The sequence below is a fragment of the Flavobacterium sp. LMO6 genome, assembly GCF_009495795.1.
GTDB lineage: Bacteria > Bacteroidota > Bacteroidia > Flavobacteriales > Flavobacteriaceae > Flavobacterium.
The window spans coordinates 31,480-49,377 of sequence record NZ_WIBH01000014.1 but is presented as its reverse complement, the minus strand read 5'-3'; the positions used below and the strand labels follow the sequence as shown (position 1 = coordinate 49,377).

At 28.7% G+C, this 17,898-nt stretch carries 17 protein-coding genes and 1 pseudogene; 2 read left to right on the top strand and 16 right to left on the bottom strand.

Annotated elements, in window-relative coordinates; all coding sequences use genetic code 11:
* Positions 1-426: 426 nt before the first annotated feature.
* The 13 genes and pseudogenes from GFJ99_RS12540 to GFJ99_RS12480 all read right to left on the bottom strand — a co-directional run bounded on the left by GFJ99_RS12540 (position 427) and on the right by GFJ99_RS12480 (position 13,951).
* The gene (locus GFJ99_RS12540) at positions 427-945 is read right to left on the bottom strand and encodes a hypothetical protein (protein ID WP_008256931.1); all 519 of its coding nucleotides are present in this window, start codon (positions 943-945) and stop codon (positions 427-429) included.
* Positions 946-948: 3 nt separating this feature from the next.
* Positions 949-1,779 (bottom strand): annotated as a pseudogene (locus GFJ99_RS13915) (RHS repeat-associated core domain-containing protein); the annotation flags it as partial.
* Positions 1,780-1,955: 176 nt separating this feature from the next.
* Positions 1,956-3,923 carry a DUF3857 domain-containing protein gene (locus GFJ99_RS12530; protein ID WP_153209281.1) on the bottom strand — a complete coding sequence of 656 codons (1,968 nt, stop codon included), beginning with the start codon at positions 3,921-3,923 and terminating at the stop codon, positions 1,956-1,958.
* A gap of 13 nt (positions 3,924-3,936) precedes the next feature.
* Positions 3,937-5,871, bottom strand: coding sequence for a DUF3857 domain-containing protein (locus GFJ99_RS12525; protein WP_153209280.1), 1,935 nt, complete (start codon positions 5,869-5,871; stop codon positions 3,937-3,939).
* Positions 5,846-9,106 carry a toxin-antitoxin system YwqK family antitoxin gene (locus GFJ99_RS12520; protein WP_153209278.1) on the bottom strand — a complete coding sequence of 1,087 codons (3,261 nt, stop codon included), beginning with the start codon at positions 9,104-9,106 and terminating at the stop codon, positions 5,846-5,848. Before GFJ99_RS12520 ends, GFJ99_RS12525 begins: the two co-directional genes overlap by 26 nt.
* A 91-nt stretch (positions 9,107-9,197) precedes the next feature.
* Positions 9,198-10,238: a D-alanine--D-alanine ligase gene (locus GFJ99_RS12515; RefSeq protein WP_153209275.1), complete on the bottom strand. Its 1,041-nt coding sequence runs from the start codon at positions 10,236-10,238 to the stop codon at positions 9,198-9,200.
* Positions 10,239-10,242: 4 nt separating this feature from the next.
* The gene (locus GFJ99_RS12510; protein WP_153209273.1) at positions 10,243-10,917 is read right to left on the bottom strand and encodes an NRDE family protein; all 675 of its coding nucleotides are present in this window, start codon (positions 10,915-10,917) and stop codon (positions 10,243-10,245) included.
* Positions 10,905-11,393 (bottom strand): DinB family protein, encoded by a 489-nt coding sequence (locus GFJ99_RS12505; protein ID WP_153199786.1) that lies wholly within the window; start codon positions 11,391-11,393, stop codon positions 10,905-10,907. Before GFJ99_RS12505 ends, GFJ99_RS12510 begins: the two co-directional genes overlap by 13 nt.
* A gap of 4 nt (positions 11,394-11,397) precedes the next feature.
* Positions 11,398-11,874, bottom strand: a complete 477-nt coding sequence (gene msrB, locus GFJ99_RS12500; protein ID WP_203228793.1) for a peptide-methionine (R)-S-oxide reductase MsrB — start codon at positions 11,872-11,874, stop codon at positions 11,398-11,400.
* Positions 11,871-12,278 carry a DoxX family protein gene (locus GFJ99_RS12495; protein WP_153209271.1) on the bottom strand — a complete coding sequence of 136 codons (408 nt, stop codon included), beginning with the start codon at positions 12,276-12,278 and terminating at the stop codon, positions 11,871-11,873. The genes msrB and GFJ99_RS12495 overlap by 4 nt, the downstream gene beginning before the upstream one ends.
* Before the next feature lie 3 nt (positions 12,279-12,281).
* The gene (locus tag GFJ99_RS12490; RefSeq protein WP_153209269.1) at positions 12,282-12,743 is read right to left on the bottom strand and encodes a YHS domain-containing (seleno)protein; all 462 of its coding nucleotides are present in this window, start codon (positions 12,741-12,743) and stop codon (positions 12,282-12,284) included.
* A 60-nt stretch (positions 12,744-12,803) separates the two neighbouring features.
* A complete protein-coding gene (locus GFJ99_RS12485) occupies positions 12,804-13,502 on the bottom strand; it encodes a Crp/Fnr family transcriptional regulator (protein ID WP_153209267.1) in 699 nt (232 codons plus the stop codon).
* 5 nt (positions 13,503-13,507) lie between these two features.
* A complete protein-coding gene (locus tag GFJ99_RS12480) occupies positions 13,508-13,951 on the bottom strand; it encodes a DUF4268 domain-containing protein (RefSeq protein ID WP_153209254.1) in 444 nt (147 codons plus the stop codon).
* A gap of 68 nt (positions 13,952-14,019) precedes the next feature.
* Here GFJ99_RS12480 and GFJ99_RS12475 point away from each other — a divergent pair, with 68 nt between their 5' ends.
* Together GFJ99_RS12475 and GFJ99_RS12470 are read left to right on the top strand one after the other, a co-directional pair.
* Complete coding sequence (locus GFJ99_RS12475) at positions 14,020-14,661, top strand: CoA pyrophosphatase (protein ID WP_153209253.1); 642 nt, start codon at positions 14,020-14,022, stop codon at positions 14,659-14,661.
* Between the two features lie 95 nt (positions 14,662-14,756).
* A complete protein-coding gene (locus tag GFJ99_RS12470) occupies positions 14,757-15,566 on the top strand; it encodes a 1-acyl-sn-glycerol-3-phosphate acyltransferase (RefSeq protein ID WP_153199792.1) in 810 nt (269 codons plus the stop codon).
* Positions 15,567-15,592: 26 nt separating this feature from the next.
* On the opposite strand, the gene GFJ99_RS12465 is transcribed toward GFJ99_RS12470, so the two are convergent.
* The 3 genes from GFJ99_RS12465 to GFJ99_RS12455 are packed head-to-tail and all read right to left on the bottom strand — an operon-like array spanning position 15,593 to position 17,562.
* Positions 15,593-16,447 (bottom strand): TraB/GumN family protein, encoded by an 855-nt coding sequence (locus GFJ99_RS12465; RefSeq protein ID WP_153209251.1) that lies wholly within the window; start codon positions 16,445-16,447, stop codon positions 15,593-15,595.
* A complete protein-coding gene (locus GFJ99_RS12460) occupies positions 16,447-17,064 on the bottom strand; it encodes a hypothetical protein (protein WP_008256957.1) in 618 nt (205 codons plus the stop codon). Before GFJ99_RS12460 ends, GFJ99_RS12465 begins: the two co-directional genes overlap by 1 nt.
* Before the next feature lie 3 nt (positions 17,065-17,067).
* Complete coding sequence (locus GFJ99_RS12455; RefSeq protein ID WP_008256960.1) at positions 17,068-17,562, bottom strand: RNA polymerase sigma factor; 495 nt, start codon at positions 17,560-17,562, stop codon at positions 17,068-17,070.
* Positions 17,563-17,898 lie beyond the last annotated feature (336 nt).

The following is a 17,898-nucleotide window of genomic DNA, read 5'->3' as shown; positions in this document are numbered from 1 at the left end:
AAGCCTGTCTAATTTAGACAGGCTTTTTTGTTTTCAATATATCGTCTCGATGGGACTAAAAACAATAACCACCTCTATTAGAGGTGGTTATTGTTTTTACTATTAAAAAAAACGGCATTTCTGAATCATATAGCAATGCCGTTTTTTTTTTGCGAACCAATTAACTAATCCTATTTTAATTACTTTGTGGGCACGGAAAGCATTTCCGCGCAATCGTTGCATTGATATATCCGAACGGTCTGGTTTTTTTGTTTTTACTATTACAAAAACGGTATTTCTGAATCATATAGCAATTGCCGTTTATTTTTTTGCGAACTAATTAACTAATTCTATTTTAATTACTTTGTGGGCACGGAAAGCATTTCCGCGCTATCGACCGTTGAACATATCCGAGCGATCGGGACATTACCCTTTTAATTATCTCATTTACAACAATATGATTGGAAAATATACTCTTTTAAATTTACTACATTGCTCTATAATATCATAATTTGATGATAGCCAACCCAACTCAGTATTTTGAATACCATTGATATTACTATCAACACTATCATCAAGCACAATAAATGTTCTTAAAATTAATTTTTCATTTTCGTAAATAAATAGCTCATTTTCAACTGTAGAAATATCTCCATTAGTTTTTGTGAAATTCCAATTATTTTTAATTTGTTTAATAATTTCAATATCATTAGTAACAAGAACTTTGCCTTTTTTAATTTTATTAGATAAATTAATATCATCTTTAATCAACAAAATTGCTTTTATTTCTTTTTTTGAAAAATCAATGTTTTTTAAAATTTTAACATTTTCTTCAAAAACTAAATATTGATTAATATAACTAATATTATAATTTCTATTGTCAATGACAATTGGATTAAAACAAAAATAAACTAATGATACAGTTAATATAAACAAGAATATGAGTAAAATTTTGATTTTTGACATGACTTAATTTTTAGTTCCTTTTTTTGTTATAATTTCACCTTCCACTTTTTTTCCATTTTCATCTGTATAGTTTACTAATTGGGTATCAGTTCGAACTCCTGCAGGGTAATCAACTTTTACACTTGAGCCATTAACAGTAGATTTAGAATCAACTAATCCGACAAACTGGTCGACAACAGATGGCTCACCAATTAGATTTCCATCGACAGCAGTTCTACAACCACCTACAACATTAATCCACGCACCGCTAGAAAAAGCTTCACTGTTAAAATCATCACCTGGCTCTAAGTAATCACCCGAACCAGCATAACCTACATCTAAGTCCCCTGGAGTAGCGTGACCAAGATAATAAAAACTTGTAATCTTATCTTTAGAACGACTATCACCCCCAGTTTTATTGTTTATATAGTCAACTATATCATCAGAACTCGAAACAACTTTAAATTCTATACCAAGTTTACTTGCTTTTTTACTATACTCAGAAATTATTTCTTTACTAAAACCACCTTTAGGGTCATTATAAACTATCCAAGTAACTTTCTCGTCTTCACTTTGTGTTTTGCCTTTAGCTGCTTTAGCTCTATCTAACCCATTAATTAAAAAATGTTTTTCATTTCCATGATTTCCAGGAGAACCTGAAATAACGATACCTTCTTTTCCATCAGGGTCTATAAATTTTAATGGACTATTGTACACATAAACATAAGGGCTAAAATTATTATATTTCTCCGCCAGAGGGTCAATGTTCATCCATCTACCTAACGCAGGGTCATAATTCCTCGCTCCGTAATCGTACATGTTAAGCCCTAACTCGTCTTGGTATTCTTTACCATTGTATTTATACTTGTATAAAACTTCATTTCATCACGAAAATAATAAAAATAACGATTGTATTGCTATCATAATTGTAATGATTTACTCATTTTATTTTCAATAGTGGGAAATGGTCATAGGTATAATCACTTTTAGATATAAAAAAATCCGACTCTTGTGAAGTCGGATTTCATGTTTTACTTATTTAGTACGATGACTATTTTGTTGAAGTCGGCGGCAGCATTGACAACTGCTTTGTACGAATCGAAGTGTTCTAAAGGATAATTAATAATATTATAGAATTCTGTATTCTCAATTAGAATTTCATCTCCATCTGTCTTGTAATTGCTTACAAAGGTAGCTTCTGTTTTGCCATTAATGTCTGTTTTATGGCTCATGTTAAATTTCTCTAAATTTTTAACTGTTACTCCTTTTGGTAATATTATTTTAATTTTACGTAAATAGGAGTGAGGATAATCGATTTCTACCGGCATCATACGTTTGTTTTCTTGATATAATTCCATTTGTGAACCAATTGTTTTACCTACTGAGAATAAATAATTTTCTCCCGCTTTTTGTACTAAATCTTTTCCTTCAAAAGTTGCTTTTAAAACGAAAGGTTTTTTTCCTATGAATTCTGTTCCATCGTTTTCAGTTGTTAACGAAGTGTATTCTTCTTGAATGGTATAGTTTTCTGCTATACTTTTTAAAATTTCTTTATATTGTTCTGCAGGGGCAAAGTCTTTAATTGGTTGGAAATTTAATGCAGCATAACCTCCAAACGATATTTCGTCTGTAATGGTAGGGTTTTCAATATCTTTTGTAAAATCGATTGTGATATTCATAACATCGTGTGTTATTTCAACACCTGGTATTGGAATAAAGTTAACTTCTCCAATCCCCATTTTAACGCCTGCAAATTCTTTTCCTTTTATGAAAAGACCATAATTGTTTGCTAATATGTTTGGAATTAATGGAATTCTGTATTCAATTTCTGTAGGTGTCATAAATTTGTTTATAGATGGGAAAAAGAATAATAACTCATCTAAATTTTCATAACTTTCAAATTCAGGATCAAATGCAATATCATAACGATTTGAAGCAAATACAATTTGGTTTTCAATTTTAAAATATTTGAAAATAGCTAAGTAAAGAGCTAATGTTTCGGTTTGATTGGCTTGCTTGGTTTTAATAACTTCTGCTAAATTTTCTTTTGTATCAAAATAACGGTTGTAAGGAATTGTTTTTTTGACCTTGTTTTCGATATTCCAAATTTGTTCTTGTAAATCATTAGATTTTGGAATTGTTTTACAAAATTCATCAACAGCTTTTTGACTTTTTTTGTCTAATTCCGTGTTGAATCTTTCGAATACGTTAGAAGCAAATTCTTTGTAGTTGTATAAATTTTTAGAGCCATTGTATAAATTTGCATCTAATTTGTATCTAAAGTGTTTAATATTGGCTTTCCAGTTAGAATATTTTTCGTCATCTTCTAATTTAGGAACATTTGTTTCTTTTACGGAAATAGATATTTTATCTTTAAATATTTTATCGTCTATTACTGCTCCTGATAAATTATTGTATCCTTTTGTTTTAAATACCAAATGATTTGGATGAATTAATTCGAAATTAATATCCATAATAGGTAAATCATCTTGCATTCTAAATGTTTTACCATTTAGTTCTGGTGATTCTTCTAAAACGAATATTTTTTCAATTACGGCTCCTTTTTCTAATCCGTTAATTGCAAAATAATTGTATTTAACTCCACGTTCTTCATCTACTTCTTCTTTTATGTCTTTTTTGTCTAAAGTAATTATTTTACCACTTTTTAAAATAACACGCGCTTCATTTTTAACAACACTTTCATTTAGACTAAAGGGTAAGTATATTTTGTTGTTTTTTTCTATAGCATCGTCAGAATTAATAAAGATTTTATCGTGAAGTAAGTAGTATTGTTTAGGTCCGTTTTTATCTGTAACCACTTCAATTTTAATAGTACGACTTACAATTAGTTCGTTTTCATTTTTATATTGTTCTGGTGCCAAAAAGGCTGCTGGTTTTTGTTCCCATTGGTAATCTTTAAAGGTATAGTCTTGTGCTAAAATAGTATTAATTTGACACAGAAATAAAACAAGAATGCTTTTAGTTATTAGATTTCTCATTTGAATTGGATTATTATTTTTCGGTTAAAATTAAAGTTTCGCTATAATTGCTTTTCATTTTTTTGATGCTTTCATCCCACAATTCAAAATCGCTTGGTTCTATTACCAATTTTTTAACTTCAAATGTAAATTTGACTACCATTTTATTATTGTTTTCAGTGAAAACAGTTCCTACTTTTAGTAGCTCGTTATCTAATTCAAAATTATTAGGAATGTACTTTACTTTGTAATTAGCAGGAATTTCAAATTCGAATTCTGAATTAAAGAAAGAAACGATTTCAAAATCATATCCTGTATTTCGGTCTTTTTGGATTGGATTTTTTTCGAATATTTTGTGTAAAAATGGATTTAGGTATAGTTCTTTATCCACTTTAATTAAATAGTTATCTAATTCAAATTCGTAATTTACATTATATGGTAAATCGCGATTGCTAATATTTTCTTCGGTATATGAATTTAGATTGAATTTATTATTTCCTTTTAAAACCAAACTTTTGATCATTTCGAAACGGGTTTTGCCAGATGCATCTCCAATTTGCATTAAAGTCATACTTCTATTAAAACCATTAAATTCCATTCTTCCGCTACCTATTAACTTTCCATCTTTAATTTGAACTTTAACAATGTCGTCTACTTGATTTTTAACAGCAGCTACAACCGGAACTTTTACAATTTTAAATTCTGTTCCGTTGTTAATTAGCGCTTCTTTACCTTGTATGAAAGAAGTTGGAATTCCGTAGCGAGTTTCTCTATCGGTAGCATCTAAAAAAATATATTCGTCTCCTTTTTTATAAGAAGCAATCATATGATTGTCAACTGCAGGTGTAGCTAATTCTGTATAGGAATAAGGTATTTCTCTTGTTCCAATCCAACATAAGTTTACATCTTTAATGTTAGCATATTCTGCCATTGAAACAATTATATTGGCCATGTCTTTACAGTCACCAAATTTTCTTTCGAAAACCAATGATGCTTCTCTTGGAATAAAACCTTCATAACCATTTTCAAAAGCTACATATTTAATGTTGTCTTTTACCCAATAAAATATGCTCTTAATTTTTTCTTCATCTGAATTTTTATCTTTTGTGATTTCTTTAGTGATTTTTTTTAAATCGATGCATTCTTTTTTATTCAGTTGGTTTACAAAACCTTGATAGTATTTATGCAATAAAGCAATATCGTCTAAAACAACGGTTTTGTTATTGTTTATGGTGTAATCTTTAACATATATGTCTATATGTGGTGCGGAATGTAATATGCCAGGACTATTTGATTCAAATTTGAATGCTTTTACATCTCTTAATGTCCAGGTGTAAACAGTTTTACCTTTTACTTCCGTTTTCTTAAATTCAATTGTATTATTTGGATCGTTAAAGATTTTATAGCCAATATTTACATTTTTATCGGTTTTTACTTCAAATGTTGCGTTTTTTATAGGAAATCCACCAATGAACATGTATTTGTGAAGTAGAAAAGGGTCAACAAATTCGCGTTTGTAATTGTAAACTTTTTTTGCTCCGGTTTCTAAATTTGGAAAAATAAGTTGTCTTTCTTTAATGTCGTCATAAAAAACAGATCGGCTACTAGAGTTTTTTTCAGTTGATTGAGTTACCTTAATTTTTTTCTCTTTTCCTTTCGAATTTACAATAGAAAAAGCATCATATTCTAGCAATTTAACCAATTCAGAATAAGTAAAAGATTCCTCGTTATTGTGAATTCCGTTTTGTGAAAGTATCATCGATTCAAAAGAAGTATTTTGAATGATTTTTAACTTTTTGTTTTCAATAGAAATATCATACCCTTGATAATCTAGAAGTACAACTTCGTTAAAGTCGGGATATTCTTTTTTGTAGTCTTCAAAAGTGAGTTGTGCATGCACGCCTATCGAAGATAATCCGATAAGCATACAAGCAACTGCTTTTTTATTTAATGATTTCAACCAATTCATCTGAATCGTATTTTTTAGTTAGTGTTAAAACACCGTTTGTATAAATTAATAAGTCGCCATGAAGCTCATCATTTTTATAATTTGCTGTTAACCATGGTTTTCCGTCTTCTTTAAAGTAAGTGTGAGTGCCCTCAAAATCACCATTTTTCAAATTCTCTTTTTTGTATACTTTACCATTTGTATAATACTCTGTTCTTTCTCCTTCAAACAAACCATTTTTGTAATTTGCTTCGTATTCTACTTTTCCTTCCGCATTAAATACCGATAATTTTCCATGAGGAACACCTTTTACAAAGTTAACTTTTATAGCTGTTTTACCATTTGAATACGTTGACGTTATGTCGGCACTTTCAGTAGGTGTTTTTATTTTTTCTGAAAATCCACCTGTTTTATTTAAAGTAGCATAACTTACTAAAGCATTGCTTTCATAATCTACTTTTAAAATTGGTTCCCCTTTTTGATTATAGTAGATGTATTCACCATCTGTTAGACCATCTAATTCATTATATTCAAACATTTTAGCCTTGTTGTGGTAGTATCGAATTGTTTTTCCGTTTTCATTTCCAAATGAATATTCGCTAGTAATTCTTAAATTACCTACTAAATCATATTGAGAATCGATACCATTAATTAAACCACAATAGTAATTTCTTTCAAACATTAAAGTTCCGAATGGACTGTAGTGTTTGTAATTATTATTAATTCTTCCGTTAACATATTGAAAATCTGAAATTATATTACCTAATTTATCTTTTGAAGTAAATTTTCCATTGTAATTTCCATTCACCATTTCGAATTCCTGAGTCGTAGCACCGTTGCTAAGATTTAAATTTACTTTACCCGTTTTATTTTTATAATCTAATTCAAATTCTTTTTTGCCATTACTATCGTAGCTTTCTGTATAAATAATTTCACCTTCGATGAATTTAGAAATCTGAGAAAGCTTTCCAGATTGTCTGTAGGTTGTTTTAGAGTAATTGACCTCGTTGTCAACAATAAAACCGTCTACTTTTAACGTTCCATCTGCATAAAAAGTTTGATATGGTCCGTTTTGTGTTCCGTTTGAATAATAAGATACTTCATTTAAAACGCCACTATCATAAATTTCATAAACGCCATTTAACGCGTCATTTTCATAGTTTGAAATCGATCGTAATTGGCCTCTATAATTGTAAGCATAAGCTAATCCTGTTTGATTTCCATTTGAATAGCTTTCTTTATATTTTAAATTTCCATTTGTAAAGAAGTAATTCCATTCGCCTGTTTTTTTGCCTTTTTCAAAGAAACCCGTTATTTGTTTGTTATTTTCTAAGCTAGAAATAGTAAACGCTTTTTTAGTTAAATTTATTTCAACAGGTTTAGGATTTGTAGCAGAATATTGAAGGCCTGATTTTAATTCGCCTCCTTTGTATTTTTCTTCAAAGTATTTTTCTCCTTTTGGATTAAAATAACTGTATGATTCTAATTCTTCTTTATCGTTAAATAGTAATTCAGAAGAGGTTAAGCCATTGTAGAAATAGTTAATAGTTTTTGAAATTTTTCCATTGATATAAAAACTTTCAAATTCTAATTTGTTATTTGAATAGTATTTTTTATAGCTACCTAAAATTTTACCATTAGCGTAATTTCCTTCAGCTTTTACAATTTTACCGTCAAAATATTGCATATATTTTCCATCAATTTCACCATTTTTGTATGTTGTTGAAACCGTAATATCACCAAGCTCGTTGTATAATATATAAGAACCGTTTAATTCTCCATTTGCATAAGTAATTACGCTACTTTTAGTTCCGTTAGGATAATAACATGTTAAAGCACCATCTCTTTCGCCATTTGTAAAGTTAAGTTCGCAATTTTTTCCTCCGTTCACATGGAAAGTGCTGCTTAGTCCGTGAAGAACGTCATCTTTATAGTTTTCAATAACGCTTATGTTTCCATTAGAATAGTATTCTTTTTTTTCTCCATTTAATTTTCCTGCAGCATACATTTTTTCCATTTCAAGGTTACCCTTTTCATCGAAATATTTCTGCAACCCATCTAATTCATCATTCTTTAGATTTAACTCGCCTTCAATATTACCATTTTCACCTAAAAGTTTAAATTTTCCTTCTTTTTTATTGTTTACAACAGGACCTAAAATGAATGGTTTTCCGTCATTTAAGTAAACTACAACTTCTTCGGTTTTACCAAAATGCTCTACATTTCTTTTTGCAAACTGATTCCAAAAATCGACCATGTAGTACTTTTCGTAGAAAGTTGTAATTTCTTTTTTGTGTTTACTAATTTCTTTTCCTAATTGTTCTTCAAGTCCAATAAGCATGTAATAACTAAAGCCAACGAATTGTTTTTTAATTACAACATCTTTAATCCAAGGCATGTAGGTAGTTTCAAAAAAGCCATTTCCCATTTTGTGTTCTAAACTATACTCCATAACGGCTTGCATTTGGCGCATAATTACATCGTCAATATCCGTTTTAAGTTTGTACGCTTTTCTTAATGGTAATTGATTTCTTAAAATGGTTTCTAATTCTTCATAATTATCACCACTTTTAGAAAAAACAACATTTCCTTTTATTAGATAATTTTCGCCAAATTTTTTATTTAATTTTAAAATGGCTTCTTGTGCAAATTTTCCGTTAGGAGCAATAGCTAAATAACTTAATAACGCCATACTACCTTCTACAATGTTACCGTTTTCTAGTGCAATAGCACCTAAAAAATAATGTCCAGAGGCTAAATTAGGATTAATTGTTATGGCTTTTTTTAAGATATCTGCACTTTTTTGATTGTCTTCTTTTCTTAAATATAAAATAGCTTGGTTGTATAAGAAATTCGATGAATTACTTAAATATTGAGCTCCTTCGTTAAATATTTTTTCTGCTTTATCGTATTCTTTTTCATCGCTATAATAAGTACCAAATAGGGTATATAATGAAGGATAATCTTTCATCTTGTCCTCTTTATATAACGTTTCTAAATGATTTAAAAGTTCTTCCTTTTTATTGTCAGAAAATAACGCAAGTGCTATTTCATATTGCGCAACTAAATATTTAGGATCGGTTTTTGCGATTTTCTTAAATTCAGTTATAGCATTGCTGTATTGTTCTTTTTGGTAATATCCAAATGCGGTGCTAATAATTGAATCAGTTGAATAAGCAAAAGAATAGTCTCTTTTTGACTGAGAAAAAACATTGGAACATCCAATGATTAAAAGCGATAAAAATAAGTTTTTCATGTGGAAATAAAATTTAATCAAATATAAATTTTATTTCTATTTTTTGTCCTTATTTTCTTAAAAATAATTGTTTTTTAACATTTTAAAAAAATTAAAAATCTAAAATAGTATCGTAATGTTTATGATGCTTTTTAAATTCAGAAACGCCTTCTTTGAAGGTTAGGAATTTAGCTCCATTTTTTCTGTTTTCTTTACTAATAAGATACATGTAATGAAAATGACGTGTAAGTTCTTTCCAACCAAAAAACAGACTGTGTTTAGGGTCGTACATATGGGTTGGCTCGCTAATAGCTCCGTTAATTTCTACAATTTGAAAGTTTATCCCTTTTGCTAAGTCGATAAAATTAGAAAACATAATATCCATTCTTCCAAAATAAAAACCTTCAATTTGGTTACAAATGGTATTAAAATTAGCCGTCATTTCTGCTGTAATTTCATGACTAGCATCAACAAATTTTGTTCCTCTGCAATGATTTCCGTAAGGAACTAAATTAATACTTTCTTGGTCTTTTAAAACCGTGTTTAATTTGTCTTTGTATTCTTCTTCTAACGTTTCTAATTGCAATAAATACCGTTTATCTTGATGTAATAATTCGCGAATTGTATTTTTTCCATTTCCAGTTACAATCATAAATTCTTTAGATACGATTCCGGTTATTTTTCCAGGTTGATTAGGTAATTTTACATAAAACAGACCAATTTCATTTTCGTACGGAATTAAGTCTTGAATTAAAATATTAAATTTTGCTTTTTGAAAATAGGCTTCGAGTTCTTTTGTGTTATGAATTTTTTTTACGGCTGTTCCTCTTAAACCTATATCTGGTTTTGCAATTAAAGGGAATTGGATGTTTTCAGAATTAATTTTATGAACAATAGTTTCAAAATTTTCATCAGAATTTACTAAAATCGTTTTTGGGTAAAAAGTAGGTGGAATTAAATCATAAATTTCTTTTTTTGATTCCATAAAAAAGCCACCATTTTTAATAGTTGGATTTGAGGCATTAAAATAAAAAAAAGAGCGCGTTTTAGCCGCATAAAATAAATATTGAAAATACACCGGAAAATAGACTACTTGATAAGGCCAATATTCCCAATTGATTAGTTTATGAAGGAAAATATTAAATTTTGTCATTCTTTTAATTGAATAAATCCAGATAAGTCATTTCTATTTTTGAATTTGTAACCAAACATTGCGTAATACTAACTGTTTTTAGTTGGTTATTTCGATTAATTTGCAATCCAAATTCTTTATTTTCCGACTCTGTAAATTGATGAAAATTTAGAATTTCATTAGCTTTTGGGCTACTTGTTGATTTTAAAAAATTATCAAACCAATTTTTTCTTTGTGCTCTAATTTCTTTAGAATATAGCGTAGAAGAAGACCAAATATGAAATTCATTTTCATTGATTAATTCTTTGCTTTTTTCTATTTCGTCCCATTGTAATTGTATTAAATTATTGTTTTCAAATAATACAATTGTGAAAGGTTCAATATCTTTTAAATCTATTGTTTGCCAATGGTTTAAAGTGTTTTTTGAAGTCATTAATTCAATTACAATTAAACCTCTACTTTTCTTATAATTGCTCTTAGAAATATGCTTTTCTTTTGCACCATTAAGTAAAACAATAATTTTACTATTAGTATGCGCCATCCAAGTTCCGCCAGCTTTTGGGTCTTTAGGAAAAATTATTTTTTCGCCTTCAATTTCGTATTCTTGAGGAGAAATTGCTTTTTCTCGTGCAATTTTCTCATCTCTGTTAGAAGTAATAATACATCCGTTTTTTGTTGGAATATATGTTACTGTGCACATTGTCTTCGATATTCAAGTGTTGATGGTGCTATTCCAAAGGAACTGGCAACTTTAATATGCGGTAATCGAAGTACTACAACTTTTATTAAAGCCTGATGATGAATACTGTGTTCTAAATTATAAACCAATTCTCTAAAATAATTAGTGGATAATGTTTCAGAAGTGCTGTAACAATTATGAACTAATGAAAGCGATTTATTTGGCTTGTCTATTTCTACTAGAATTTTTTCAATTTTTGAAAGCGCCTCATTTACATCGGTCTGAAGGATTAAATCACGTTTTCTATTATCGTAATTAACGAATCCAAAGTCATAATTATCTAGCAAACATTCAAACAACTCAATAATATGACGCATGTGTTCGCCAATGGTAGCATTGCTTAATTCAGTATTTTTATGTGAATATTCGTCATTTGTAAGTTGACGAAGTAATTCGATGTTTTCGCAGAGGTTATTTTTTATGTTTTCTACCAACATGTTCTTACTTTGTTTCTGGAACAAATTTTATAGAAACAGAATTCATACAAAAACGCTGACCTGTAGTTTCTTTCGGACCATCATCAAAAATATGACCTAAATGGCCGTCACATTTAGCACATAAAACCTCAGTTCTTACCATTCCATAGCTCAAATCCTGAACATAAACAACAGAACCTTTAATAGCTTTGTCAAATGATGGCCAGCCACAGTGCGAATCAAATTTTGTGTCAGAGGTAAATAAATCATTTCCGCAACCGGCACAAACGTATTTTCCTTTTTCAAAATGGTCATAATATTCACCAGTAAAGGCTCTTTCTGTCCCTTTTTTTCTTAAAACTTCATATTGTTCTGGAGTTAGTTCTGCTTTCCATTCAGCATCTGTTTTTTTTGAATTTGAATTCATAGGTTTAGTTTCTTTGTTTTGTGATTGACACGACTGAAGTGTAACTGCAATAAGTAATAAAAATATTTTTTTCATTGGTTTTTCTTTTTTAGTATTTTTTTTAATTGCTCATTTAATTCTGTTTTGTGTAAAATTAGTAAAATTAAACTTCCAATGAAAACAATAATTGCCAAAAGAAATAAACTTCCGCCATCACCTTTAACCTCTGTTCCAATTACCAATAAGTGTGATATAACGGCCCCAAATATTACACTTAACGACAAAACCATTCCCATTATTTTTGTACTATTTATCAAAAGTAGTAGTGCCGTAATTAATTCAAATACTCCAACGCCAATACGTCCGTATGGTTCTAAACCTAAACTTGAAAAAATATGAACAGAATCTGGATGAGCTGTAAATTTAAAGTAAAGTGTTTGCAAAAATATAATTGCTATCGTAATGCGTAATGTCCAAGAAATTCTTTTTAGGGTTTTCATAAGTTATTTTTTTAGAGTTTCAGCCCAATTTAGATCTGCTTTGCTTTTTAAATTCTTTTCATTTTTGTTCCAACTTTTTAGTGTATTGTTGAAATAAGCATTGTAAAAAAGATATAATTTTCCGTCTAAAATTTTAAATGTTTTGGGATCAATTTCCACTTTTTCTCCATAATCTCCCATTGCAAAAGAGCACCAACCTCCATATTGAGGCTCGTATTTGCTTGGTGATTTTAAAAATAATTCTTTGTTTTTTTGTGATGAAAAATAATAGGTGGCACCTTGATGTTTTACTGAAATTTTTTTGTCGCCCATTTTAACATCATTTAAAAAATAGGAAACAGGATCATAGCCTTTGATTGCAATTCCGTTCTCTAAATTGAAGTGTTTTATTCTTTCAGATTGATTTTGCGAATAAAGTGAAATATGAACGACTAATAATACGAATACGTATAAGAATTTTTTCATTGTTGAATAATTTAAGTTTATTCGACAAATGTATTGTGGTTCAAAGAAGTAAAATGTAAGCTATTTTACATTTTCAGCTAACTTTTTTATTTTTTCTACATCAGAAATTATAATGTTTTTATCAATGTATTCAATTAACTGTTCTTTGTGCAGTTCATTCATTAATGAAATTACTGTTTGTCTTGTAGTACAAATCAATTGAGCAATATCTTTTTGAGTTAAAAAGTTCGGAATAACGAAAGATTTTGATACTTTTTCTTCTTTTTCAATTAATGAAACTAAAAATAATATCAATCGAGACTTTGCATCTTTAAAAAAAATATTCTTGTAACTATTTTGAATTTTATTGAATTGAAAACCCATAAATTTAATATAGGTAAGTGCAAAATCCGGTTTTTGAAGCATGATTTCTTCCAGTTTATCTCTGTAAAAAGTACATAGTATTGCTTCTTCAGAAACTACTTTAATAAATTCTGATTCTGCATTGTTTTTTTCTAAGCCAATTTCACCAAAAATATCCCCTTTTTGTATGATGTCTTGTAAAATTTCATCACCTTCTTCGGTTAATCGAATTAATTTTAGAGAGCCTTTTTTTAAAAAGAAAATTCTCTCTTTATCGCTTTGTGGTAATTCAATTATTTCTGACTTTTTAGATTTTTGAAATTTTTTAAGAATACACAATGCATCAATTTCTGAAAAGCTTAGACTTTTAAAAAGTTTGTGATCGTGTAAAAACCAATATTTTAATTGAGAACTCATTAGTTTTAGGTATTAATTTCCAAATCTTTAATATAGTCTTCATTTTCATAGAAAAAACGTTCAAAAGCGTCCATTTTTGCTTCAAAGAACTCAAAAACACTATTCCATGTATTTTTATTATTAATGCTTATTCCTGTTTTTTCAACCCAAACACGACTAATAATTTTTCCGTTTTCTAAATAAAAATTGCGCTCAAAAATTGCATCTTCTAGATAATCTTCTATTAAAATGTTTTTTAACGATTCCACTTTCTCATAATATATCTTACGTTTTTCTTCGTCTTTTGGTTCTATATCTAATAAAACTTGTGCTTTTTTATTGTCTACATAAAATTTAAAAGTAACATCTTTAATTTTAGTGTTGTATAATAACCATTTTCTTGGATATTCTTCTGCAAATGCGATCCAAAAATCTTTTTTTATTTGAAGTGCTTCTTCTTTACTAAACATATAATTTTGATGAATGTGAGTTTCTTGTAAAATTTTAATTACCTTTAAGTTTGATTAAATTAATTAAAATGCTTTTTACAGATTTTATTAAATATATTCCAAAGATAGAAAAAGAAAAACTGCTTTCTACAGATGCGCATGCAAAAATGGCTCCTTTAGAACGAATTTCTTATTTAAAAGAGGAAAATTATATAAATAATAATCCAAGAAAAGCAGCTGTTTTAATGCTTTTTTATCCTAAAAATAGTATTGCACATTTAGCTTTAATTGTCAGGAATACTTATCCTGGGGTTCATTCTTCCCAAATTGGTTTTCCTGGAGGAAAAGTTGAAGAATATGATATTGATTTAAAGCAAACTGCTCTAAGGGAAACACATGAAGAAGTAGGCGTGCATCCTAATAAAGTTCAAATTATTAAGACTTTTAGCGAAATTTACATTCCTCCAAGTAATTTTCTTGTAGCACCTTTTATGGGAATTTCTCATGAAGAATTAATTTTTATTCCTGATTTAGAAGAAGTTAAAAGAGTGTTAGAATTTCCTGTTGCCGACTTTTTAGACGAAAAAAGTATTACTAAAACAAGAATGTCAACTTCATATGCTGTTGATATAGAGGTTCCTGCGTTTATGGTGGATAAATATATTGTATGGGGAGCAACTGCCATGATGATGAGCGAATTAAAGGAAACTATTAAAAGCGCTTTACTTTAGATTTATTTTTAATTATGTTTTTACTCTTTTTTCTTTTTAAAATGCACTATTTTACTACTTTTGCTTTCTTGTTTTGATAAAAAAAGATCATAATTATGGGATTATTTAAGAGAAATCCTTTTGGACATATATTGTTTTTAAAGACTTGGCTAATTCGAATAGCGGGTTTTTTAACACACAGACGTTATCGAAATTTTAATCAATTGCAAATCGAAGGATCTGAAATTATTAGAAGTTTGCCAGATACTAATGTGTTATTTATATCGAATCATCAAACTTATTTTGCTGATGTTGTAGCCATGTTTCATGTGTTTAATGCAAGTCTAAAAGGAAGAGAGAATAACATTAAAAATGTATTTTATTTGTGGAATCCTAAACTAAACATGTATTATGTTGCAGCAAAAGAAACCATGCAAGAAGGTTTGTTGCCTAGAATCTTAGCCTATGCAGGAGCAATTACTGTAGAGCGTACATGGAGAGCTAAAGGAAAAGATGTGACAGAAAAAAAAGAAGTTAATCCAAACGATACAGAAAATATTAAGATTGCTTTAGAAGATGGTTGGGTAATTACTTTCCCGCAAGGAACAACGCGTTCTTTTAAACCTGTAAGAAAAGGAACAGCACATATTATTTTACAACATAAACCTATTGTAGTTCCAATTGTAATTGATGGTTTCCGTCGTTCTTTTGACCGAAAAGGATTGATGATTAAGAAGAAAGGTATTTTACAATCTATGGTAATTAAAGAACCTTTAAAAATTGATTACGAAACAGCAACGGTAGATGAAGTGGTAGAAATGATTGAATTTGCAATTGAACAACATCCTTCTTTATTAAAAGTTATTCCTGCCGAAGTTTTAGAAGAAGAAGCAAAATTAGACAGAGAAAGAATGTGGAAATACTAATAAAAAAAGAGGCATTGCCTCTTTTTTTATTGAACGGCTTCTACTTTATATCCTTTTTTTCGTAATAGTTTTATTACGCCTTCTTCTCCAGCTAAATGCGCAGCACCTACGCCAAAGAATGTTGGTTTTTGCATCATTATTTCAGACATTTTTGAAATCCAATTTTTGTTTCTATTGGTTAACAGAACATCTTGGTTGTCTGATGTTATTTTATTGTCAGAATCATCCATCATTTTAAGCATTCCTTCAATATCCTTACTTTGATAGATTTTCATCATTTTGCTCAATTCGTCTTTATCTTTTTGTAAATCACTTTTAGCCATTTTTACTAATTCGGCAGCTTGTATTTCATAGGAAATATTATCAAAAACTTCCATTTGATCCTCTACTGTTTCCAATCCAAAAACTTCTTCCTTTTGTTCGTTACTTATTTTCATTAACTCACTTTCAACCGATTGAAAAGAACAATCTAGCATTTTAGGATAAAGCATTGTAGTCACTATGAAAGGTTTAAAGCCATCAAACATCTTTGCAGACATATTTAAGTTTTTTTTCAAAAAGGCATCAACCACTTTAAAATCTTCTTCATTTAATAAAGCAGATAATTTAACACCATCTTTCATCATCATATGCTTCATCATTTGCATTTGCATCGATTTGTCATCCATATCGAGTTCTAAACACAATTGTTCTGTTTTTTCTAATGCATTTAAAGTGTTCTTGTCTAAAGAAGCATCGCAAGTAATATGAATTGTTCCATACAAGAAAGAATCTTGTTTTAACCCATTACCCGATATTTTCCAAAGTAAACTTTTTTCTAATTCTTGAGAAAATGACAAACCTGTAAGTAAGGTCAAAAGAGAAATGAATAGCTTTTTCATTAGTAATCAATTTTTTTAAGTTCGTTGTAATTTTTTTGAAGTCTTCGTAATAAAATTCCATAAAGTAATTTGTAGAATAGCCAAAATAGAAACAATATGGTTAATACAAATAAAAAACCACCTAAGATAAAAAACATCTCATATTTATCATATAATTGATTAATGTTTTTATCGTACATGAATTGAAAATAAATCACTATAGCACTTGTAAAACCAACCAATACAAGATTATACCAAACATAATACTTAACAATTTTTCGAGTATTAATGATGTCTTGCATTAATTTTTTTACGGAAGAAGAAGAATTTATTGTTTTTAAATTTTGATAGAAAAAATATATAAAAACAAGAAGAATTGCAAAATTAAAAATGGTAACAATTTTTTCAAAATCGTAAATATGGTTTTCTTTCATTCTTTTAGAATAATCATTATCTAAAAAAATGGAAAGATCTAAAATTCTTAAAATCAAAAACTCTAAAATGCTTATAATCAAAATCCACTTCACAATAGACGAAGAGCCTTTGTGTAGCATACCGTAAATTTCTTTTTCGCCTATTTGTTGGAACGAACTTTCTTGTTTTTTCCAGTCTTTTTTTAATATATCTAATTCATCCATGAGTTACGGATTTAATATTTTTTTTAATTTCCCTTTTACACGGTTCATTTTTACCCGTGCATTCACTTCACTAATTCCCAATGTTTCAGAAATTTCTGTATAATCTTTATCTTCTAAATACAAGAAAACTAAGGCTTTTTCAATATCATTCAATTCGCTAATGGCATTATACAAAAGCTTTAATTTTTCTTCTTCTTCAAAGTTATAATCGTCTTGTGTTACTTTATGAAAAGTACTATCAAACTCAATGGTATCAATGCTTCGTTTCTTTTTTCGATATAAAGTAATGGCAGTATTAAGTCCTACTCGATAAGCCCAAGTTGAAAATTTAGAATCCCCTCTGAAGTTTGGAAAAGCTTTCCATAATTGAATCGTAATTTCCTGAAACAAATCGTTATGCGCATCTGAATCAGTAGTATACAATCGACAAATTTTGTGGATTATATTCTGATTTTCTTTGAGTTGTTGAACAAAAAGTGCTTCCGATTCTGATTTCATAATTAATAAGTAGTTGTTTTGGATAATTTGTTACAAGTTTAGTGAAAATGAAATTCAAGTACAAGAGCAAATTCAAAAATCAAGTGCAAGGGCAAATTCAAAAATCAATGTCAAGAGCAAACTCAAAAATCAAATACAAGAGCAAGTTTAAAAATCAATAACAAGAGCAAACTCAAAATTCAAGTTTAAAGCATATTCAAAAAATAATTTTAAAATGATACAATTTTGCACTTGTAGTTGCACTTGTAATTATACTTGAACTTGTATTTGATTTTTGCAATTGATTTTTGTTCTTGACCTTGAAATTTCTTACCTTTGAAAGACTAGAAAAGTAAC